This window comes from Acinetobacter sp. JADD-222 (genome assembly GCF_049310645.1).
Genome location: NZ_JBMOWI010000004.1, coordinates 33,740 through 54,547, shown reverse-complemented (window position 1 = coordinate 54,547; position 20,808 = coordinate 33,740). Strand labels below are relative to the sequence as shown.

At 36.8% G+C, this 20,808-nt stretch carries 20 protein-coding genes; 3 read left to right on the top strand and 17 right to left on the bottom strand.

Going from position 1 to position 20,808, the window contains the following annotated elements:
- Positions 1 to 37: 37 nt before the first annotated feature.
- Positions 38 to 445: an OsmC family protein gene (locus tag ACO6UW_RS05260; RefSeq protein WP_057062001.1), complete on the bottom strand. Its 408-nt coding sequence runs from the start codon at positions 443 to 445 to the stop codon at positions 38 to 40.
- Between the two features lie 213 nt (positions 446 to 658).
- On the opposite strand from ACO6UW_RS05260, the gene ACO6UW_RS05255 reads away from it, so the two are divergent.
- On the top strand, positions 659 to 1,249 hold the full coding sequence (locus tag ACO6UW_RS05255) for a YceI family protein (RefSeq protein WP_002121395.1): 591 nt from the start codon (positions 659 to 661) through the stop codon (positions 1,247 to 1,249).
- Between the two features lie 45 nt (positions 1,250 to 1,294).
- Here the strand turns inward: ACO6UW_RS05255 and ACO6UW_RS05250 are convergent, their stop codons facing one another.
- The gene (locus tag ACO6UW_RS05250) at positions 1,295 to 1,885 is read right to left on the bottom strand and encodes a lecithin retinol acyltransferase family protein (protein ID WP_057062002.1); all 591 of its coding nucleotides are present in this window, start codon (positions 1,883 to 1,885) and stop codon (positions 1,295 to 1,297) included.
- Positions 1,886 to 2,078: 193 nt separating this feature from the next.
- On the opposite strand from ACO6UW_RS05250, the gene ACO6UW_RS05245 reads away from it, so the two are divergent.
- Complete coding sequence (locus tag ACO6UW_RS05245; RefSeq protein WP_057062003.1) at positions 2,079 to 2,825, top strand: phosphodiester glycosidase family protein; 747 nt, start codon at positions 2,079 to 2,081, stop codon at positions 2,823 to 2,825.
- A gap of 35 nt (positions 2,826 to 2,860) precedes the next feature.
- On the opposite strand, the gene ACO6UW_RS05240 is transcribed toward ACO6UW_RS05245, so the two are convergent.
- From ACO6UW_RS05240 to putA, 4 genes are all read right to left on the bottom strand, one after another.
- Entirely contained in the window at positions 2,861 to 3,091 is a 231-nt protein-coding gene (locus ACO6UW_RS05240) for a hypothetical protein (protein ID WP_000011679.1), read from the bottom strand.
- A gap of 248 nt (positions 3,092 to 3,339) precedes the next feature.
- Positions 3,340 to 4,425 carry a tRNA (uridine(54)-C5)-methyltransferase TrmA gene (trmA, locus tag ACO6UW_RS05235; RefSeq protein ID WP_057062004.1) on the bottom strand — a complete coding sequence of 362 codons (1,086 nt, stop codon included), beginning with the start codon at positions 4,423 to 4,425 and terminating at the stop codon, positions 3,340 to 3,342.
- A gap of 107 nt (positions 4,426 to 4,532) precedes the next feature.
- Complete coding sequence (locus ACO6UW_RS05230) at positions 4,533 to 5,006, bottom strand: GrpB family protein (RefSeq protein ID WP_057062005.1); 474 nt, start codon at positions 5,004 to 5,006, stop codon at positions 4,533 to 4,535.
- Positions 5,007 to 5,110: 104 nt separating this feature from the next.
- Positions 5,111 to 8,863, bottom strand: coding sequence for a trifunctional transcriptional regulator/proline dehydrogenase/L-glutamate gamma-semialdehyde dehydrogenase (gene putA, locus ACO6UW_RS05225; RefSeq protein WP_057062006.1), 3,753 nt, complete (start codon positions 8,861 to 8,863; stop codon positions 5,111 to 5,113).
- Positions 8,864 to 8,987: 124 nt separating this feature from the next.
- Here putA and ACO6UW_RS05220 point away from each other — a divergent pair, with 124 nt between their 5' ends.
- Complete coding sequence (locus ACO6UW_RS05220) at positions 8,988 to 9,476, top strand: Lrp/AsnC ligand binding domain-containing protein (protein ID WP_057062007.1); 489 nt, start codon at positions 8,988 to 8,990, stop codon at positions 9,474 to 9,476.
- Positions 9,477 to 9,510: 34 nt separating this feature from the next.
- Here the strand turns inward: ACO6UW_RS05220 and putP are convergent, their stop codons facing one another.
- From putP to ACO6UW_RS05165, 11 genes are all read right to left on the bottom strand, one after another.
- Positions 9,511 to 11,001: a sodium/proline symporter PutP gene (gene putP / locus ACO6UW_RS05215; RefSeq protein WP_057062008.1), complete on the bottom strand. Its 1,491-nt coding sequence runs from the start codon at positions 10,999 to 11,001 to the stop codon at positions 9,511 to 9,513.
- A gap of 411 nt (positions 11,002 to 11,412) precedes the next feature.
- Positions 11,413 to 12,120, bottom strand: a complete 708-nt coding sequence (locus tag ACO6UW_RS05210) for an SIR2 family NAD-dependent protein deacylase (protein ID WP_081037711.1) — start codon at positions 12,118 to 12,120, stop codon at positions 11,413 to 11,415.
- Between the two features lie 102 nt (positions 12,121 to 12,222).
- Positions 12,223 to 12,597 carry a glycine cleavage system protein GcvH gene (gene gcvH, locus ACO6UW_RS05205; RefSeq protein WP_057062359.1) on the bottom strand — a complete coding sequence of 125 codons (375 nt, stop codon included), beginning with the start codon at positions 12,595 to 12,597 and terminating at the stop codon, positions 12,223 to 12,225.
- Between the two features lie 37 nt (positions 12,598 to 12,634).
- Positions 12,635 to 13,660 (bottom strand): AraC family transcriptional regulator, encoded by a 1,026-nt coding sequence (locus tag ACO6UW_RS05200; protein WP_004792780.1) that lies wholly within the window; start codon positions 13,658 to 13,660, stop codon positions 12,635 to 12,637.
- Between the two features lie 108 nt (positions 13,661 to 13,768).
- Positions 13,769 to 14,209: a MaoC family dehydratase gene (locus ACO6UW_RS05195; RefSeq protein WP_002121358.1), complete on the bottom strand. Its 441-nt coding sequence runs from the start codon at positions 14,207 to 14,209 to the stop codon at positions 13,769 to 13,771.
- Positions 14,209 to 16,056, bottom strand: coding sequence for an ABC transporter ATP-binding protein (locus ACO6UW_RS05190; protein WP_057062358.1), 1,848 nt, complete (start codon positions 16,054 to 16,056; stop codon positions 14,209 to 14,211). Before ACO6UW_RS05190 ends, ACO6UW_RS05195 begins: the two co-directional genes overlap by 1 nt.
- 361 nt (positions 16,057 to 16,417) lie before the next feature.
- Positions 16,418 to 16,954 (bottom strand): DUF2058 domain-containing protein, encoded by a 537-nt coding sequence (locus ACO6UW_RS05185; RefSeq protein ID WP_002121466.1) that lies wholly within the window; start codon positions 16,952 to 16,954, stop codon positions 16,418 to 16,420.
- 3 nt (positions 16,955 to 16,957) lie between these two features.
- Entirely contained in the window at positions 16,958 to 17,638 is a 681-nt protein-coding gene (locus ACO6UW_RS05180) for a YoaK family protein (RefSeq protein WP_002121399.1), read from the bottom strand.
- Positions 17,639 to 17,643: 5 nt separating this feature from the next.
- Positions 17,644 to 18,846 (bottom strand): serine/threonine transporter SstT, encoded by a 1,203-nt coding sequence (gene sstT, locus ACO6UW_RS05175; protein WP_422406546.1) that lies wholly within the window; start codon positions 18,844 to 18,846, stop codon positions 17,644 to 17,646.
- A 408-nt stretch (positions 18,847 to 19,254) separates the two neighbouring features.
- The gene (locus tag ACO6UW_RS05170; protein ID WP_002121379.1) at positions 19,255 to 19,566 is read right to left on the bottom strand and encodes an ArsR/SmtB family transcription factor; all 312 of its coding nucleotides are present in this window, start codon (positions 19,564 to 19,566) and stop codon (positions 19,255 to 19,257) included.
- Positions 19,567 to 20,034: 468 nt separating this feature from the next.
- Positions 20,035 to 20,598 (bottom strand): TetR/AcrR family transcriptional regulator, encoded by a 564-nt coding sequence (locus ACO6UW_RS05165; RefSeq protein ID WP_002121343.1) that lies wholly within the window; start codon positions 20,596 to 20,598, stop codon positions 20,035 to 20,037.
- Positions 20,599 to 20,808 lie beyond the last annotated feature (210 nt).

Genomic DNA, 20,808 nt, shown 5'->3' with positions numbered 1-20,808 from the left:
AAGCGCTCTAGATAGAGCGCTTTTTTTATTTGAGAAGTTAAATAGTGAGTTCTGTTTGGATATTAATCTGAGAGGTTAATAACTTATGAATGGGGCAATTCTCTGCAACTTTTAGTAATCGCTTATGCTGGTCTTCAGTAAACTCGCCTTTGAGTGTGATTTCCCGTTCAATATTATTTTGGCCTTTCTCAGGTTCGCCATTTGGGTTTAATGCTAAATCCACTTGAACATGATCTAGCTTAATTCCTTTAAGATTCGCATACATTTCTAAAGTAATGGTAGTACAAGCTCCTAAAGCGGATAATAAAATCTGAACCGGGTTCGGAGCTGTATCTTGTCCACCTTTATCAGTTGGTTCATCTGCAAACCATTGATGACCTGAAGGATCGGTGAGAGTTACTCGATATGGAGTGGAAGTACTTTGTGCTTGGGCTGTATTAACCATGTTTTACCTTGTTATTCATCAATAAAATCGTAATAAAAATTAATAAATCTGAAGCTTCGAATAGAAGAATATCTAAACTTTATAATATTGTTTTTGAATAACAACTGTAACGCTTTTATTGTTGCATGGATGAAACATATCGTTTTATAAAGAATAGTGAATTAAATTACTTGATGTATACACTAACGACTATATCAATAAAGGATACGAAAAATGCATCTTAAAACATTAAGCTTCGGTTTGGCAGTAGCATTGGCTAGTTCAGTTACTTTAGCTGCACCAGTAGACTACAAAATTGACCCAACACATACAGCTACTGTTTTCTCATGGAATCACTTTGGTTTCTCTACTCCAAGCGCTAACTTCTCGGATATCCAAGGTGTAATTAAAGTTGATAATGCTAAACCAGCAAACTCATCTGTAAATGTGACTATTCCTTTAAGCAGTGTAAATACAAACGTACCTGCTTTAGATAAAGAGTTCCAAGAAGAAGCTTGGTTTAATGCTGCTAAATATCCAAATATTACGTTTAAAAGTACTAAAGTTGAAACCAAAGACAAAAAGCACTTTAAAATTACTGGTGACTTAACTGTTAAAGGCGTAACTAAGCCAGTTGTACTTGACGCTGTTTTAAACAAGCAAGGCGAGCATCCAATGGCTAAAGTTCCAGCAATTGGTTTTAATGCGACAACTTCATTCAAGCGTTCTGACTTTGGTTTAGGAAGTTATGTACCTAATGTTGGCGATAAGATCACTGTAAACATTACCACTGAAGCAACTGCTGCTAATGCAGCTAAAAAATAAGCTATAAGTTTTCTAAAAAGCCCTCAAATATGAGGGCTTTTTTATTTAGACTGGCTCTTTTTTATCTGGGTCTATAAATACTAAAGGCGTTGAAGGATCGATATTTCTTTTCTGAGATTTTTCTCTTAAGAACTGGTAAGTAGGGACTTTTCTTTTTGCCTGATCGCGCAGTTTCTTTTTAATATAAAGAACCAGAGCAAAACATGTAGTTGCAACGGTGAGCATCATACCATTCATATAGCTCATGATTGAGCTTACATAGCCAATAGTTGTTAAACGATGCATCATACGTTCAACTTGAGTGCTACTTTCAATGCCCGTAATTGCCCAACTACATAGATGTTCACAGTTATTAATAATCAAATGATAGTGGTTTTCATGCATACGTGAACGCATTCGGCGAACCACAATCTTTCCTTTATAACGAGGTTTGTCATAAGAACGGACGTGTATTTTTTTGCCATGCGAGAAAGCATCTATTGACGTGATTTCAATCGGGCGTTTTTTGATGAAATGAGCTAAGCCGGAATAATGGATAACTCGACCTCTCCCTGCATATATACCATGATGGCTATAGCCGAGATGCTTTACGATGAGGTGAGCCCCTAAAGGGTAGCGTTTATTCGGTTGTTGCATGCTTACGCTGATCCAATAAAGTGTAAATGGCTTTTATTGAAAAGCTGCTAAACATTATAACCAATATCAGCAATTTGGAGTGTATTGATTACGTCGAATGAAGGAATTTGATGCATATCCAATCTATTCATATTTCTTGTATATAATTTAAGAACTTAATATGAAGGGAAAATGTCATGTCAGGTGATGTTAAATGAAATGGGTCTTCGGATGCTTCGCTTTGTATGGGCTTTTGTTTCAGACTGCATATGCTATAGCGCATCAGCAGATTAAAACGGTGGAAGGTGACCAATACGATGTGATCTCGATCAGCGATTTTAAAGCATTACGCTTGTTTTTAAAGAATCCTAATAATCAGCAATACTATAAAAGCTTTAACAATATTAATGAACAATTAAAGCAGTGTGAGCAGCTTAGCTTTGCAATGAATGCGGGGATGTTTCATTTAGGATTTTCTCCAGTAGGGTTGTATATTGAACGAGCTAAGGTAGTTCAGCCCTTAAATGAGCATAAAGGATTGGGAAATTTCTTTTTACAGCCGAATGGGGTAGTAGCTTGGAATAAAAAACAGGCCTTTGTTTTAACTATGCAACAATATAGCCTACAAAATTTGAAAGTTGATTATGCAACCCAATCTGGGCCAATGTTAGTTATTGAAGGAAAGATAAATTCCCTTTTTTTACCAGACTCTCAATCAAAGAAAATTCGTAATGGAGTTGGTATTCGAGATAATAAACTCTACTTTGTAATATCTAAGAATCGTGTGAGTTTTTACAATTTTGCCAAGTTTTTTCAAAGAAATCTTAAAGTAGAGCAGGCCTTATATCTCGATGGCTCTATTTCTAGTTTATATATGCAAAAGAACAATCGGAATGATCAGCAATTTCAAATGGGACCAATGGTCGGTTGGGTGGATGAGTCCAATTGTGCAGTAAAGTGAAATATAAAAAAGCCAGTACAAGACTGGCTTTTTAATTAATGAATAGACGGTTTTTGAGTGAGTTCATTTAACTCTTTTCGGCTATAACCACGGGAAATAAGAACTTTTTTAATTCCCTTAATGACATCTTCATCTGTTGCTTGTGCAAGTGCACTTAGAAGTTGTTCATTAGTTTTACATGAGCAGTCATTTTCAACACAAGCAGTTTGGTTTTTATGCTCGTTATGCTGTTGATCTGCCAAGAACAGCTTTTGCCAAAAACTCATAGAGCCTTCATATACAACCTAACATAGCTCGAAATATAGCCAATTTAAAATAAAATACAAGACTCTATAAGTGATAAATCCACCACTTGAACTCGAGAATTTTCGATGGGAATGCTTGAGTTAAACGAAATTATGACACACAGATGACTTGATATTTTTTGAAAATTTAAATACTTAAATAATAAAACTTTAAAAAATAAGGAGGTATATAACCTCCTTATTTTAAAATTTACAATGAAAGATTTTGTTTAAATCTTCTCAAGTAAAACACCAGACTCTACATGATGTGTATAAGGGAACTGATCAAATAAGGCGAATTTAGTCACTCGATGAGTTTGACTGAGCGTTTTTAAATTTTCATATAACGTGTCAGGGTTACATGAAATGTAGATGATACGTTCAAAACCTTGTAGAAGTTTTAAAGTCTCATCATCAATTCCTGCACGTGGTGGATCTACAAATACGGTGTCAAAGTCATAGCTCTGAATATCAATATTCACTTCTTGTAGACGGCGGAATTCGCGCTCACCTTGATAAGCTTGAGTAAACTCTTCAGCCGATAGGCGTGCTACTTGAATATTATCAATTTGATTTTGTTCAATATTCCATTGAGCAGCATAAACAGAGGATTTTGCAAGTTCGGTAGCCAATACTCGTTCGAACTTTAAAGAGAGCGGAAGTGTAAAATTACCATTACCACAATAGAGTTCTAACAAGTGTTTCTTTGATCCCTCAGCTGCATCACATGCCCATTGAAGCATTTTTTTGCAAACTTGTGCATTAGGCTGGGTAAAGCTACTTTCGATTTGCTTGTATTTAAATGAACGATTTAAAAGTTCGAATTCTTCAACGACGAAATCATCGCCAATAACAATTTTCTGGCCACGACTACGGCCCATAATCTTAATATCTAATTTATCGGCAAGCGCTTTAGCGGCTTGTTCCCATTCTTGATCCAGTTTACGGTGATAAATGAGGGTAACCAACATTTCTCCGCTAAGTGTTGCGAGGAAATCAGCTTCAAATAAACGATTAGAAAGCTTAGGCTCAGCCTTAAGTTCTTCCAAGAGTTTTGGCATTAAATCATTGATGCTTTGATCTGCAATTGGAAACTCATCAATGCGTACAACGGTTTTTTGCTTATCGTCATCGTTACGCTCAAACATGGCATAGAACATATCATTTTCTGTATGCCAGATACGAAATTCAGCACGCATACGGAAATGTTGTTCAGGTGATTCAAACACTTCTAATGTAGGTGGTGTAAATTCAGAAAATTGAGTAGTAATGCGTTCAATTTTAGCTTGAAGTTGTTGACGATAAGAAGAGGTCATAGACAAAGAAAATTTAGACAGAATCAAATAGTGAATGGTATCAAAAAAATTGAACTTACAGGAGCCAATTTTAACCAGATATGCATAAGAGAAAAGAGGTACCTAAACTAGAGATGATTTAAAACGCGATTAATAAAATCTGCTTTTATTGCTCTATATTGATCGGGATCTAAATGGCTACACTGTAATTTTAATTGATTATATTCATTGACCAATGTGGGTGACTCTATAAGCTTGTTTTTAAAGGCTAAGAAAAAAGTGAATATTGAACCTGATACTACAATTTGAAAAGCAACGTCATCGTCGTTGAGTGACTCGAGCATACAAAGCTCCTGTGTTCTTAATGTATTTTGTTTTTCGATAAAATTAAGTGTTTTTAATTGTTCTATTGCGAATTCAAATTGCTCAGACATAACTTCAATATAAATATCTAAATCACCTTTTGAAATTGCATTCGGTATTGCAGATGAACCAATATGCTCAATTTTGGCAAATGGTAGAAGTGTGGAAATATCTTTTTGATATGAATTAAAAAGCTGAGCGCATCTTTGTTGATATTGTTCTGTTTCTAAAAAGACCATTATTCGAATCTCGAATTGATAAAGTTTATATATTTAAGAATAGATTACTCGATTAAATAAAAAAGCCCAAATACTGAGATTTGGGCTTTTTAGAAACTTAGGTATTAATCAGTCATTGTCATTAAGCTTGCGTTACCACCAGCCGCAGCTGTATTCACACTAATTGCACGTTCAATCACTAAACGCTCAAGTGGAATAGTTTCATTCGGCTCAACATGGGTAATACCAACAATTGCACCAGAACGAGTAGCAATCTCTTGCTGTAATGAGAAGATCTCTTCACGGTTACCATGATGTAAAACTGCATCAAAATCATCTGATGCGATATTTTTAACCGTAGTAATTGCTGCAAGTACATCTTTTGGCAAAGTTTGTTTGTATTTTGCCAATAATGGGCTATTTGGCATTACTGCTGCTTGGCTACCTACTGCAAAAATTGCGAGCAATTGATGCAACTGATTCTGTTCTGTGTCAGCGATAGAAAGAACACGATGACGTGGCAAAATAATATATTGGTTACTTTCCCCAGTAGGGCCTTGTAACTCATAGAATTTACCAACACCAAATGGTTCGATATCAAGATTTGCTTGCGGTAAATGCTGTTTCGCCCAATTTTGTAAGCTCTGATAAACCTCACGGTTAAAGCCTTCAAAAGCAGTTTGCTCATTCTTCATAGCAAATGGTGTTGCCAATACTTTGTTTGAACACTGCTGCATCAAGCGATACATGTAAAGCGGACCACCAGCTTTCGGGCCTGTACCAGATAAACCTTCACCACCGAATGGTTGTACACCAACGACAGCACCAACAATATTGCGGTTGATATAAAGGTTACCCACTTCTGCATGTTGAATGACTGTTTGGATGGTTTCATCAATACGGGTATGTAGACCCATTGTTAAACCATAACCTTTGGCATTAATGCGTGAGATCAACTGCTCAAGCTCACCATACTTATAGGTAATGATGTGTAAAACTGGACCAAAGACTTCGCGTTGCAAGTCATCAAGGTTAGGGAGTTCAATTGCTGTTGGTACAACAAAGGTTCCTTTATCCAGTTCATTCTGGCTTTTTGAACCAAACATCAACTGATGTACTGGATAGCCTTTCGACTTCATTTTTTGGATGTGTTGATCAATCGTCTGTTTTGCTTCGTCATCAATAACAGGACCAATGTCAGTTTTTAAAATCGCAGGGTTACCTACAATCAACTGCTGCATTGCACCTTTAAGCATTTTAATAACGGTTGCAGCACTGTCTTCTTGTACACATAAAATACGTAAAGCAGAGCAACGCTGACCCGCGCTATCAAAAGCAGAACTTACAACATCAAGTACGACTTGTTCAGTTAATGCTGATGAGTCCACAATCATTGCGTTTTGACCGCCAGTCTCTGCAATCAGAGGAATAGATTGACCATTTTCGGATAAACGTTTCGCAACGGTTTTCTGTAAAATTTTTGCAACTTCAGTCGAACCAGTAAACATGATGCCATCAATACGACTATCTTGGCTAAGCTGAGCACCTACTGTTTCACCGCGGCCAGGAAGTAGCTGTACAGCACCATGTGGAATACCAGCTTCCCATAAAATCTGAACTGCTTGAGCTGCGATTAATGGGGTTTGTTCAGCAGGTTTAGCAATAACGCAGTTACCACTGACTAATGCTGCAGCAATTTGACCAGAGAAAATTGCAAGAGGGAAGTTCCACGGGCTAATACAAAGTACAGTACCTAAAGGTTGAATAGCTGTATTTGCAGGAAGATTCTCAACTTGAGTTGCGTAGTAACGTAGGAAATCTACAGCTTCACGAACTTCTGCAATGGCATTGGCATAAGTTTTCCCGCTTTCACGGCAAAGTAAAACCATCAATTCTTGAATGCGACTTTCCATTAGGTCAGCTGCACATTTTAAGTATTGAGCACGCTGTTGTTTAGGCGTATTTGACCATTCTGATTGAGCTTGTTCAGCTGCATTAAGCGCAATTTCAACATGCTTAAGATCAGCTTCTTGCACATAACCAACAATTTCATCATTTTGTGCTGGGTTTGTAATTGCAACAGAATGCCCTTGCTCTAACGACTCGTTATTTGCCAATAATGGATGACTTTGCCAAATACGATTATGTAATTCTTGAGCTGTGCTATCTAAAGCTGCAAGTGGGGTGTCATTTGCTAAGTCATAACCTTTAGAGTTTTTACGAAGTGTTCCGTACATATCTAAAGGTAGAGGAATTGATGGATGTTTTAAACCAACTGAACCTTCAAGCTTAGCTGCATGACGAATATCATAAATTGGAGACTGGATAAGATCTTCAACTTTAAGTGTCTTATCGGCAATACGGTTAACGAATGAAGTATTCGCACCATTTTCGAGTAAACGACGTACTAAATAAGCTAACAACGTTTCATGGTTACCAACGGGTGCATAAATACGGCATGGTACACCTAATTTATTTTGCTCACGTGGACCAACAACTTGTTCATAAAGCGGTTCGCCCATGCCATGTAAGCATTGGAATTCATATTGACCAGCATAATATTTGCTCGGATCCGCTAAATGATAGATCGTTGCCAATGTTTGAGCATTATGAGTTGCAAATTGCGGATAGATGAAATCAGGTGCTGCAAGTAGTTTTTTAGCACACGCGATATAAGATAAATCGGTATGTACTTTACGGGTAAAGACAGGGTAGTCATCCATACCTTCGATTTGCGCTTTCTTAATTTCGCTATCCCAATATGCACCTTTCACAAGACGAATCATGAGACGCTTTTGGCTGCGTTTAGCAAGGTCAATAATATAATCAACTACGAAGAAACAGCGTTTTTGGTAAGCTTGAATAACGAAGCCAATACCTTTCCAGTTTGCAAGTTCTGGCTCGAAGCAAAGACGTTCTAGTAACTCAAGAGAAATTTCTAAACGTTCTGATTCTTCAGCATCGATATTTAAGCCAATATTGTACTTTTTAGCCAAACGAGCGAGTTCAAATACTTTGCCGTAAAGTTCTTGATGAACACGTTCAATTTGCGCGCGTTGATAGCGAGGGTGTAAAGCAGAAAGCTTAATTGAAATACCCGGACCATCATAAACACCTTTACCATTAGATGCTTTACCAATTGCATGAATGGCTTGCGTATAATCGTTAAAGTAGCGTTCAGCATCATGTTCGGTTAAGGCTGCTTCACCTAACATATCGTAAGAATAGCGGAAACCTTTGTCTTCGAGTACTTTCGCATGATCTACAGCTTCTTCAATGGTTTCACCAGTTACAAACTGTTCACCCATCATACGCATTGCAACGTCAACAGCTTTACGAATGATGCCACGTCCACTGCGTGCTAAAAGGCCAGTAAGTACACTTGAAAGACTAGTTTGCTTAGGGGTTTCCATCAGCTTACCAGTTAACATGAGACCCCATGCTGCAGCATTTACAAACATTAAGCTGCTTTGGCCAACGTGTTCTTTCCAGTTACCTTGATTGATTTTATCTCGAATAAGCAAATCACGTGTTGCTGAGTCTGGAATACGAAGCAAAGCTTCGGCTAGACACATGAGCGCCACGCCTTCTTGTGAAGAAAGAGAGAATTCTTGTAATAACCCTTGAACAATACCTGCTTTGCCCGAAGAGGTCTTACGTTCACGTAAATTATTGGCAAGATTAAAAGCAAGGTCATAAATTTTATGATCTAAATCATCAGATACCGCAGCAGCTTGTAATAGCTCTTCTACAGCTTCTGGTTCAGCACGTCGCCAAGCTGTATTAATGCGTTGTTCAAACTCACTTTTATCGTTAAATTCGGTGATATAGCCTTGGTGAGATTTATCCATTTGATGAAAAGTATCCATTGTGTTCATATCAGTTTCCGCCAAGCAACTCTCATACTCCCTTCTTGAGTAGAGAGGTTTAGATAATTTATCATTACAGAAGAAACACCGAATAACTCACTATATTTAGCCCATTTTTTAGAGGAAAATTCAGATGAATAGCCCGATATTAAGTCTTGACCGTACTGATTTAAAAATTTTGGATATTCTTCAAACAGATGGGCGAATTTCTAATAGTAAATTAGCCGAACTTGTTAACTTGTCGCCAACTGCTGTTATGGCTCGAGTGCAGAAGTTGACAAAGGATGATTTTATTTTGGGATATGAAGCAAAATTGAATCCAATCAAGTTAAACGCAAATTTTTTGGTGTTCGTAGAGGTGCTATTAGATAAGACTACACCCAATGTTTTAGATGAGTTTATTGATGCTGTTGTTCACTATCCTGAAATTGTTGAATGCCATATGGTGAGTGGTGGGTTTGATTTTTTAATTAAATTACGAAGTGGCAGCATGGAAGAGTTTAGACGAATTGCAGGGCAGGTACTGTGGCAATTACCAGGGGTCAAAGAGACTCGTAGTTATCCTGTCATGCAAGTTGTAAAAGATACTTCAAAAATTAAAATCAAAACTAAAAATAAATAAAGGGGCCGAAGCCCCTTTGATTTATTTCAATAACTTATACACTTTCTTTGTAGAGTTCATCTGCTTTTTCAAAGCGGCCAGTTACTGTCGTATTTGGCGCTTTAGTTAAGAGACTCACTACAATGATGCTGATAAATGCAAGGATAAAGCCTGGGATAATTTCGTAAACACCAGTGTCTGCGAAAAGATTTTTCCAGCCAATCACTACAACTGCACCAACGATCATACCTGCTAAAGCACCTTGTAAATTCATACGTTTCCAGAATAGTGACAAGATGATAAGCGGACCAAATGCAGCACCGAAACCAGCCCATGCATAAGCAACAAGGCCAAGAACCTTGCTATCAGGGTTGCCTGCAAGAAAAATTGCGAGAAGAGCAATGGCAAGAACCATAACACGCCCAACCCATACAAGTTCTTTCTGAGAAGCGTTCTTACGAATGAAACCTTTGTATAAATCTTCTGTTAATGCACTCGAACATACCAAAAGCTGGCAACTCAATGTACTCATCACAGCAGCTAAAATCGCAGCCAGAATGATACCTACAATCCATGGATTGAATAAAATTTTAGTCAATTCCATGAATACTGTTTCAGGGTTTTTGCTCACAACTGCTGCTAATTCAGGGTGTTGTTCAAAATAAGCAATACCGAAGAAACCGGCACCTACAGCACCGATTAAGCATAAAATCATCCACGTCATGCCAATACGACGAGCAGCAGGGATTGATTTTACAGAGTCAGCAGCCATGAAGCGCACAAGAATATGTGGCTGGCCAAAGTAACCTAAGCCCCATGCCATGGAGGAGAGAACCGCCACAACACTCAAATCTGAGATGATGTTAAACGCATGCGGGCGAGCAGTTTCAATGAGCGTAACGAAATGAGTCGTATCGCCAATTGCAAGGTAAGTCACAATTGGTGTTAACAACAGAGCAAAAATCATTAAGCCAGCTTGGAACGTATCGGTCCAGCTAATTGCTAAGAATCCACCAATACAAACATAACTGATGGTCGCGATAGCACTGAGCCAAATAGCCGTGTTGTAAGACATTCCGAATAAATTTTCAAATAGACGGGCACCTGCTACCATGCCTGAAGCACAGTAAATTGCAAAGAAAACCAAGATGATAACGGCAGAGAAAATACGAAGTACTTTTTTCTGATCATCAAAACGGCTTGTAAAATAATCTGGCAAAGTCAGTGCATTATTTTGGATTTCAGTATGAACGCGTAATCGACCAGCAACCAGTAGCCAGTTAAGCCAAGCACCGATAATGAGACCAATTGCAATCCACGCTTCAGATAAACCAGAAAGATAAATTGCGCCCGGTAAACCCATGAGCAGCCAACCACTCATGTCTGATGCGCCTGCGGATAATGCAGTTACGAAACTGCCTAAACTACGACCACCGAGAATATAATCTGAGAAGTCGCTTGTAGCACGGTAGGCAAATAAGCCAATAAGAACCATTGCTACGATGTACACCATAAACATGATGAGGGTGGGATCAAAATAACTCATAATGGATGTGTGTCCTTATATCCATAATCCGTGATTGTAACCTAATCCAGGTCGCTGTTTTCTTGTACGGCATCCAAGAGGTTGAGATTCAACCACAAAAGATTTTTTTTGCACTGTTATTTTTATATTGTACTTTTGTATCATTGTGTAACTTTAAATAAATTGATTTTAGAGATATAAAATTATAATATTAATCATTAACTTATAATTTTTTAATATTTATTTTTTTAAATTTTTTCAGTAAAAAAATGCCCTTATGAAAAAAACTAAATCAATATAGAGTTACAAATAGGCTATTGGCCAAAAAAAATTTATAGAAATTTAGAATAAAGTTAAAAAAATCGACAATTTTTTGTTCAATTAATAATTTTTTTTTTCAAGTTAGGCTTATTTAGTGTCTAAAAATAGCAATTAGCTGATTAAATTTTCAAAAAGTCTATGCATTCCTTGAGACGCTGACATTTTTAATAATTCATATTGATGAGGAACACGCAGATGATCTGCATTTGGATCTATATAGTAGGCTTTACATTGATTTGAAGTTTCATGAACTAAAGCCGCAACAGGATATACGCTTAATGTCGAGCCGATCACAATAAAAATATCTGCACTTTGTACTAATTGAATTGCTTCTTCATAAGCGGGTACAGCTTCACCGAACCAGACTACATGTGGACGCAGGGGATAGCCATCTGGGCAAAAGTCTTGTTCTAAATCTAGCTTCCAGCCATTAATATCGTAAAACTGTGTTGTAAATTGTGCATTCGGCCCAGAGCTTTTCGCTAAACGAATGTTTCCATGCAAATGTAAAACGTTAGAACTCCCAGCCCGTTCATGTAAATCATCAATATTTTGAGTAATCACTTGTACGTCAAAGTAGTCTTGTAGTTTGGCAATATATTGATGAGCTTCGTTAGGTTGAGCCTCTAAAATATTTTTACGTCGCTCATTATAAAAGCGTTGAACTAGAGCAGGGTTCTTTTGCCATGCTTCAGGTGTGGCAACTTGTTGGACGTCGTAATTTTCCCATAAACCATTGCTGTCACGAAAAGTGCTAATTCCACTTTCGGCACTCATGCCAGCGCCAGAAAATACAACAAGTTTTGTCATAGAAGTCACCGATTCGTAAAACTGAATTTGAATAGATTTTGAATAGATAAAGAAAAAACCAGTTTAAGACTAAACTGGTTTTTATTAAATATGAAAAGCTATAGCTATCTTTTATAAGCCAGCTTCATATTCTGCATTTGTTAAAAGTTTTTCAACATCTGCAATGTTGTCTGGTTTGATTTTATAAATCCAGCCTTTTCCATATGGATCGTCATTTACAAAATCAGGATCATCTTCAAGGTCAGTATTTACTTCTACTACAGTGCCTGAAACAGGAGCATGGATGTCAGAAGCAGTTTTTACTGATTCAACCACACCAGCTTGTTCGCCAGCAGTAACTTTACTCCCAACTTCTGGAGTTTCAACGTAAACCAAATCGCCAAGTTCATCTTGTGCATGATCGGTAATCCCTGTAATAACAAGATCACCCTCAATCTTTACCCACTCATGTGTATGTGCATACTTCAGTTCAGAAGGATGATTCATGGTAACTCCTTAAGCTTGTGTCCAATAGTTTTAAAGATTATAAGTATGGGTCTTTACGCCAGTTGCTCGGACTGCGGCCGCTCCAGCGTTTAAAAGCACGGCTAAAGTTTGCAACGTCCGAATAGCCAAGTTCATCAGCAATTTGTTCAAGACTATAATCTGTACGTGAAAGTAAAGATGTTGCGTGGCGATAGCGTACTTCATCAACTAAAGTTGAAAATGATGTTCCTTCCGCTGCTAATTGACGTTTGAGCGTTCGATCAGACATATGTAGACATTCAGCTACATTTTCGATGCTTAAATAATGTTGTTCAGAATTACTTAAAATATCACGAACTCGCATTGCTAAACGACGGCGTTCACCTAAAGCGGATAGTTCAGCTTCGCACTGATTAATAGCAACTTGACTTGCGATAGGGTCAGCATTAACCAATTTAATTCCTAAATATTTTTTATCAAAACTTGAAATTAAATGGGGTTGGTTAAAGCGAATTGTGCTGCTTAGTTTATTTCTATATTTGTCAAAGCCTTCTGGTTCAGGAAAGTCCAAATCTACATCACCAGCTAAATCTTCGATACCCGTAATCGCTTTAGCCATACTCATGATACCAATGGTCAAACCTAAAACGATTTCTGTCCGTAGAGGTTCAAGTTCGATGTCACACTGTAATTGTAGGGTAGCTTTTGGCCCAAACGTTGAAAAATAGAGTTGTAAAAAAGGTAGACGTAGTTGAATAAAGCGTGCTGCAAGGGCAATTGCTTCTGTAATATCTTTGGCTGTCATAATCGCATAGCCAATGAAGCCATGAATCGAAATACGCATTTGAGTACCAAGATGGTACCCCAACGTGGTTTCACCAGTTAAATTAAGCGCGTGTTTAACTAGTTCATTTGCTACAGGTGTAGAAATACGATAATCAGGATCGGCGAGTTGCTCACTAGTAAGATGAAATGGAGCAAATAATGTTTCATCGTTATATCCCCAACGCGAAACAACATCTAATAGCAATAAGCCATAGACACCCGGAATACCTTGATCTTGACGAGCTGAGGTAATTTTCATATGCGTTCCATTGCTCTCATCAATTTGTCACATGCATTTCTTACACATCTTGTCATGAAATATAATCTGAGTTTATAAAAACTGTTAGACAATCATATCAACCATGTTTTAAACATTCTTTTTAAAGACAACAATTTTTGTTGTTGAAATAAGTAATACGTCGCCATTTTGATTTAAGGCTTGCGTAACGTAACTTACAATACCACGATCTAATTTTGTTTTGGATGGTGTGATCGCTGAAATTTCTGCTTCCACATGAATTTTATCGCCTGGCCGAGTGGGGCGTGGCCACCGTAAGCTAGATTCTGAACCAATCAGGCCGCCATGAATCGGCATACATTCTGTCCATAACCGCATAGTAATTGCAGAAGTATGCCAACCGCTAGCAGCAATTCCTTGAAAAATTGGATCGTGCTTAGCTTGTTCTTCATCTATATGGAAGGGTTGAGGGTCATAGGAGCTTGCGAATTTTTTGATTTCATCTAAGGTAATTTCATATTCACGGCTAATGAAACGATCACCAATTTTCAAATCTTCTAAATAAAGCATTAATCTTGACCCTGTAATACTTTTTGTTCAATTAGGAAACCGCCTGTTTGACGTTTCCATAACTGTGCGTATATACCATTTTGCGCAATTAACTCTTCATGAGTTCCTTGCTCAGCAATTCGACCTTCATCAAGAACGATTAAACGGTCCATTTGTGCAATAGTAGATAAACGGTGTGCAATTGCAATAACGGTTTTATCAACCATCAGGTCATTTAAACTTGACTGGATTGCTGCTTCAACTTCTGAGTCTAATGCACTAGTTGCTTCATCTAAAATAAGAATAGGAGCATCTTTTAAGAATACACGTGCAATGGCAATACGCTGTCTTTGACCACCAGAAAGTTTAACACCACGTTCACCTACTTGAGCGTTATAACCAATACATCCTTTTAAATCAACCAATTGCGGAATAAATTCAGCAGCTTTGGCTTTATTTACAGCATTCTCCATGTCTGTATCAGATGCATCAGGGCGACCATATTTAATATTTTCTGCAACTGAGCGATGTAATAAAGACGTATCTTGAGTAACTAATGCAATATTAGCTCTTAAACTATCTTGAGTTACATCTTCGATGTTTTGGCCATCAATTAAAATAGCACCTTGCTTAAGATGGTAAAAATGTAAAAGCAACTGAATCAGCGTCGACTTTCCTGCGCCAGAACGCCCCACAATACCTATTTTTTCGCCTGCTTTAATATGCAAGTTGAAGTGATCAATCACATTTTTATTGTTATAAGCAAAGCTTACATCTTTAAATACAATCTCACCTTTGGTCACTGCAAGTGGTTTTGCATCTGGTTTGTCTTGAATATTGATTTTTTTACCTAATGTTTGCATACCATCTTGAATGGTTCCAACATTTTCAAATAAGGCTGACATATGCCACATCATAAATTCAGCCATACTATTAAGTTTTAAAATCATTGCAGTAGTTGCTGCGATTACACCTAATGCTGCTAAACCTTGGGTCCATAGCCAAACAGAAGTACCAATTACACCTACAAACAAAACAGCAGACAACATATTGATGCTGACTTCAAAGAGGGTACCTAAACGCATTTGAGCATAGACTGTAGTCATGAACTCTTTCATAGATGCTTTTGCGTATTGGCTTTCACGACCAGCATGTGCAAATAGTTTTACCGTTTGGATGTTGGTGTATGCATCTGTTACACGGCCAGTCATGATCGCTCTAGCATCGGCTTGTTGCTGGGAAACTTTACTTAAGCGGGGGATGAAGAACCATGCGCTTAATAAAAAAAGACTTAACCAAACTAAAAGTGGAATAAGTAAAATTGGTGAAATTGCGCCAAGAACAATGCTGACCGTAATAAAGTAAATGCTGACGTAGGCCAACATGTCACCCAAAATAATCCAGAACTCACGGATTGCTAATGCTGTTTGCATAACTTTGGCAGAAAGTCGTCCAGCAAAGTCATTATGGAAAAAGTCCAAGCTTTGTTTCAATAAAAGATTATGGAAACGCCAGCGCAAACGCATTGGGAAGGTGCTATATAAAATCTGATGTTTGATAATAGATTGAATATTTACAAAAAAGATGTTGGTAAATAAGACCGCAATCAAAATGAGTAAATCAGTAGCATGCTGACTTAAAAAGCTTTCCGGATGACTTTTACTTAACCAGTCTACGAGTTGTCCAATCTTTGAAAAAAGTAAGGCTTCAAAGCTTGCAGCACCTGCTGTAAAAAGAATGAGTAAGAATAAATAAGGGCGTAGGCCTTCCGTAGCTTGCCACACAAATGGGAAAAAACGAGTCGGTAAAGGTTCATCTAAACCTTTAGTTGGGTAGGGATCTACAAGTTTTTCAAACCACTTCAGCATGAATTACTACCTTTGAGACAAAAGCCACTTAATTAAATCTTTGCAATTTAATTTGCAAAAAGTCAGTTAGATCAATATCACTTAGGGTTTCGATCTTGTGAATATATGCAAATACACATGAACTGATAATGTTGTACGTCTTAAATTAATACATGACGCAAAAATGGAGACTCGAAGAAATCTTCAAGAACGTCGCGAGGACTAAAAGTATTATTCATTATATCGAGATTAATAGATAAAGGGTGAAGGAATTTATTCTTTAAGTATTTTTTCTTAGTATTTTGAACATGTGTTAAATTATTACAGCTACACATATTAGAAAAGGCCTTTAGATTTTGGTCGTAAAGGCCTAAGTATTGTATTACCACATTAGGTCGTCTGGAATAACATATGCTGCATATGGATCTTCCTCATCAGTGGCTTGTTCGTTTTTCTCAGCATTATTAATTAAAATGAAGCCTTGCATTTTTTGATCAATTTTTTCACCTAAAGCTTTTGGAAGATAGGCGTATTGATCTTGATCTTTAGCAATAACTAGGCTACCTGCAACAAGTGCATTATAAACTTGCTGAGATAGATACACTTTTTTGATTTTATTTTCATCAATAAATTGATAAGCCACATCCCCAGCAAAATCAGTAATCTTGTGCTGCTTAATCATCTGAATGATTGATGCTTTAAGTGCTTTTTCTTCAAGCTGTTTCTGTTTTTCTAAATTTAAAGCCTGATCTTTCGCTAACTTTTCTTGTTGAGCTTTTTCAATATTTGCTTTGATTTCAGCTTCATTACTTAGTCCAAGACGTTGTTCGTGATGAGCTTGCTTTGTTAATTTTTTTGCTTTTTTATTATCAACTAAACCAGCTTTTAATAGCTGTGCTTGTAAGGCATTTTTAACCATGTCTTAGTCCTTTTGTGAAGTTGAAGTACTATAGAGATAAACTATCCAGTAAGAAATACTTAAGGCTAAGCTTAAAATTGCTGGCAATAAAAATGATTGTAGTTTCAAATATGGATGTACTGAAGCGGCAAGAATTCCACCCAGCAGGAAGCCAGCAAGAATAAGTAAATGTAAAACAATACGTCGATTTTCTACAATTAAGCCTCTGGCTTTATATCCAAGTGCTAAACCAATATCAGTCAGCACACCAGATAGATGAGTAGTGCGAATAATCGTTCCTTTGTAGTGGCTTACCATCGCATTTTGTAACCCCATTGCCGTACAAGCCCATAATAATCCATAGCGTGGAAAATAAGGAAGCAATAGCCAGCAAAGGAAAATGAATAAGGCAACAAGGCTCAAAGGTAAGCCATAACGACGACCTAGTCGAAAATGACTGCTACCTAAAATAAAACCACTATAAAATGAACCGCAAACATAACAAATAATCACCAGAAGTAAAAAAATGATATGTTCTGGTTGCCACTCTACCAAACTCATAGCCAGCATACTAACGTTGCCAGTCATATGTGAAATAGATTGATGCAAAAGAGTAATTAACCCTAATACATTTATCATTCCGGCATTAAATGCCAGCAAAAAGGCTCCAAGTTGGAACCAGTTTGGTAGACGTTGAAATGGCATTTTGTTTAAGACGCTTGCTTAGAGCGAATATCTACAGCTGCGGTAAATAATACATCTGTAGATGAGTTAAGGGCTGTTTCTGTAGAGTCTTGCAATACACTGATAATCATACCAACGGCCACAACTTGCATTGCTACTTCTGATGAAATACCAAATAAACTACAAGCTACTGGAATCAGAAGTAAAGAACCGCCAGCAACACCAGAAGCACCACAAGCTGATACAGTCGCAACAACTGATAAAATAACCATTGTAGCTAAATCAACATGAATGCCAAGCGTATGGACGGTTGCTAATGTAAGTACAGTAATCGTTACTGCCGCACCTGCCATATTTACTGTTGCGCCTAAAGGAATAGACACACTAGCTGTAGACGGGTTAACACCTAAACGCTCTGCTAAATCCAAGTTAACTGGAATGTTTGCTGCTGAGCTTCGTGTGAAGAATGCAGTGATCCCACTTTCTTTTAAACATTTAAAAACTAATGGATATGGATTACCACGGATAGTTAAACCTACTAAAATAGGGTTCACTACGAGGGCAACAAATAACATTGTTCCTAATAACACCACTAATAAGTGTGCATAGCTCTCAAGCGTCGCAAGACCAGCATCAGCAAAGGTCACTGCAACCAATCCAAAAATACCGACTGGTGCAAAAGCAATTACTTTATGAATAATAGCACTTACAGCATGTGAAACATCTTGCATCACTTGTTTTGTGGTATCTGAACTATGGCGCATAGCTAAACCTAGGCCAATTGCCCAAGCTAAAATACCAATAAAGTTAGCTTCACTAATTGCTTGAACAGGGTTCGCAATAAAGCTTAAAAGCAAGTTTTTTAATATATCTGCGAGACTACCAGGCGCTTGTAAATTATTATGAGAAACCGTGTTGAGGTAAAGTGTGCTTGGAAAAGATAAACTTGCAATAACAGCACTAAAAGCGGCTAACAACATACCTATAACGTACAGTAGTAAAACTGGGCGTAAATTGGCGCTATGACCCACTTGGAAGTTGGCAATAGAAGAAAGCACCAATACAAAAACTAAAATAGGGGCAACCGACTTTAAGGCTTTAATGAAAAGCGCACCAAATAAACTTAAGTAAGGCGTAACGTTCGGAAATAGTAATGCAACGCCTATCCCTAGAATAATGGCGATAATAATCTTAGTGACTAAGCTTAATCGAGAAAAGAATGCAAGCATATAAAGGCCTTATTAACCTAATCATGGCTAAAGGTTGAACAAGCGGAGTATTTTATACTTAAGTGATGTGAATCTTAAGCTTTTTTATAGCACCTATAAGTATTTATACTTAATGGTAATATTAAATAATTGTTTTTATTGGTCTTAATTTAATATTTTTAATTTTATAGTTGGTGGTTTTGCTTGTTAATTGCTCATTAAAAAACTAGGTATATCAAAAAGCTGTGAAAGCATGGAATAGGCTAAAGAAAATAGGGTGGCAAAAAGTTAAATATGGTTGAGCTTTTTAGAAAAGCTACGCGAATTTTCAAAACTTTGTGCTTGGATTGGACTCTAAGCTTTCAAGCTGAAAAATCGCATATTTCAGGAAGTTACTACTATTATTATAAATTTATAATTTAAAAAATATTATTTACTTGCACAGTACAGCTGATGAAGCGTATTTAAAATTGAATGCATATTGTCATCCTTAATTGAATAAAAAATTTGCTTGCCATCACGACGGGTTGATACAACATCACTTTTGCGTAGCATCATAAGTTGTTGTGAAAGAGTGGGCTGGGTAATTTGGGTTTTCTCTTCAATTTGAGAAACATTTAACTCCTCATAAGCTAAGTGACATAAAATTAATAAACGATCTGTATTAGCCAAAGATTTAAGAATTCCAACGACTGAATCAGCCGCATTTTTCATTTCTTCAATTTGGAGTCCATCTTTCATACTTTATACCTATATCAATATAGCGGGCATAGTATAGATTGATCTTAGGAAAATGAATGTAGCAAAACTAATCAATCCAATTGTTTTTGTTGAAAAGCAATATAAGGGGAATTGATAAATAAGTAGTCTTTCTAATTAAAAACAACTATTTGTATTTCTTTTGTGTCTAAAATGTTGCTTTGTGTTATAAGTGTAATTGTTAAGTATAAGTGAAACGAAGTCAACCTAAAATAATTCCAATTTGCATCCAATAAATAGTTAAATCTAATTTATCTTGAGACAAATCATAAAAAAGGATTGAGTTTTTATTTTTTAAATATATAATCTGTTTTGTACAGACAGGTCTGTATATTTTGGTTCAGTAAGGTCGAAAAAAACGTCTAATTGTGAACCAAAATGACTTTCAGACGCAGCGTGATACATAAGAAGAATCATTAAATATAAGAAGAAGAATATCACGCTTTATTTTTATGCTGCTCTTTCGAAATCGATTAATTTTTCTACTCGAGTCCAGTAATCATTAATTTTTATTGAACCATGCTCGACTTGAGCCTGTATGGTCATACCTTCCAAAATATTAACGAGTAGTAAAGATAGGGGAACTGGCTCTTTTACATCATACTGGTTAAGAAGATTTTGCATGAGTTGGGTCAACCAAGCTTTATACAAAGTGGCAGGTTGATGTGTTGAAGGATATTGTTTTAAAACCTCTTCCAAGGCTTTTTGAAACATACAGCCATTAAAATCTTCGCTATTAAACCAGTCGGAATACCATAAAAATACTGCTTTAATTCTCGCAAGAGGGTCTAACTCATCATGTTTTGATAAGGCAGAAGTAAGAGAGTTTTGTAGAAGCGTATTTCGAAGAAGTAGACACTCTTCAATTAATTTTTCTTTTGATGGAAAATGCTTATAGAAAGTCATTTTTGCAACGCCAGATTCATTAATGATGCGATCTACACCTATAGAATTATAGCTATACGAGTTAAAAAGTCTTAATGCGGTATTAATAATGTCATCTTTTTTCGACATATTTTAGCCTCTCACAAATGAATTGCTATTAGCTTGAACGGTGATCTTTATCAATGAGAATCTAGATAATTTAATTTTACAAGGTATTGTTTGTTATTGATAGAAAAAAGATATTATTTTTTTAAACGCTGAAGTTTTACTTTTAAGTGAATGGTAAAGAGTTTTAGGCTATATATTTAAATAATTATACTTCCTTTTCCAAAATCTTTT

Excerpts from the sequence above, each read along its gene's own strand:
- ACO6UW_RS05260 (WP_057062001.1), bottom strand. The coding sequence starts at position 445 with ATGGTTAATACAGCCCAAGCACAAAGTACTTCCACTCCATATCGAGTA.
- ACO6UW_RS05255 (WP_002121395.1), top strand. The coding sequence starts at position 659 with ATGCATCTTAAAACATTAAGCTTCGGTTTGGCAGTAGCATTGGCTAGT.
- ACO6UW_RS05250 (WP_057062002.1), bottom strand. The coding sequence starts at position 1,885 with ATGCAACAACCGAATAAACGCTACCCTTTAGGGGCTCACCTCATCGTA.
- ACO6UW_RS05245 (WP_057062003.1), top strand. The coding sequence starts at position 2,079 with ATGAAATGGGTCTTCGGATGCTTCGCTTTGTATGGGCTTTTGTTTCAG.
- ACO6UW_RS05240 (WP_000011679.1), bottom strand. The coding sequence starts at position 3,091 with ATGAGTTTTTGGCAAAAGCTGTTCTTGGCAGATCAACAGCATAACGAG.
- trmA (WP_057062004.1), bottom strand. The coding sequence starts at position 4,425 with ATGACCTCTTCTTATCGTCAACAACTTCAAGCTAAAATTGAACGCATT.
- ACO6UW_RS05230 (WP_057062005.1), bottom strand. The coding sequence starts at position 5,006 with ATGGTCTTTTTAGAAACAGAACAATATCAACAAAGATGCGCTCAGCTT.
- putA (WP_057062006.1), bottom strand. The coding sequence starts at position 8,863 with ATGAACACAATGGATACTTTTCATCAAATGGATAAATCTCACCAAGGC.
- ACO6UW_RS05220 (WP_057062007.1), top strand. The coding sequence starts at position 8,988 with ATGAATAGCCCGATATTAAGTCTTGACCGTACTGATTTAAAAATTTTG.
- putP (WP_057062008.1), bottom strand. The coding sequence starts at position 11,001 with ATGAGTTATTTTGATCCCACCCTCATCATGTTTATGGTGTACATCGTA.
- gcvH (WP_057062359.1), bottom strand. The coding sequence starts at position 12,597 with ATGAATCATCCTTCTGAACTGAAGTATGCACATACACATGAGTGGGTA.
- ACO6UW_RS05200 (WP_004792780.1), bottom strand. The coding sequence starts at position 13,660 with ATGAAAATTACCTCAGCTCGTCAAGATCAAGGTATTCCGGGTGTCTAT.
- ACO6UW_RS05195 (WP_002121358.1), bottom strand. The coding sequence starts at position 14,209 with ATGCTTTATTTAGAAGATTTGAAAATTGGTGATCGTTTCATTAGCCGT.
- ACO6UW_RS05190 (WP_057062358.1), bottom strand. The coding sequence starts at position 16,056 with ATGCTGAAGTGGTTTGAAAAACTTGTAGATCCCTACCCAACTAAAGGT.
- ACO6UW_RS05185 (WP_002121466.1), bottom strand. The coding sequence starts at position 16,954 with ATGGTTAAAAATGCCTTACAAGCACAGCTATTAAAAGCTGGTTTAGTT.
- ACO6UW_RS05180 (WP_002121399.1), bottom strand. The coding sequence starts at position 17,638 with ATGCCATTTCAACGTCTACCAAACTGGTTCCAACTTGGAGCCTTTTTG.
- sstT (WP_422406546.1), bottom strand. The coding sequence starts at position 18,846 with ATGCTTGCATTCTTTTCTCGATTAAGCTTAGTCACTAAGATTATTATC.
- ACO6UW_RS05170 (WP_002121379.1), bottom strand. The coding sequence starts at position 19,566 with ATGAAAGATGGACTCCAAATTGAAGAAATGAAAAATGCGGCTGATTCA.
- ACO6UW_RS05165 (WP_002121343.1), bottom strand. The coding sequence starts at position 20,598 with ATGTCGAAAAAAGATGACATTATTAATACCGCATTAAGACTTTTTAAC.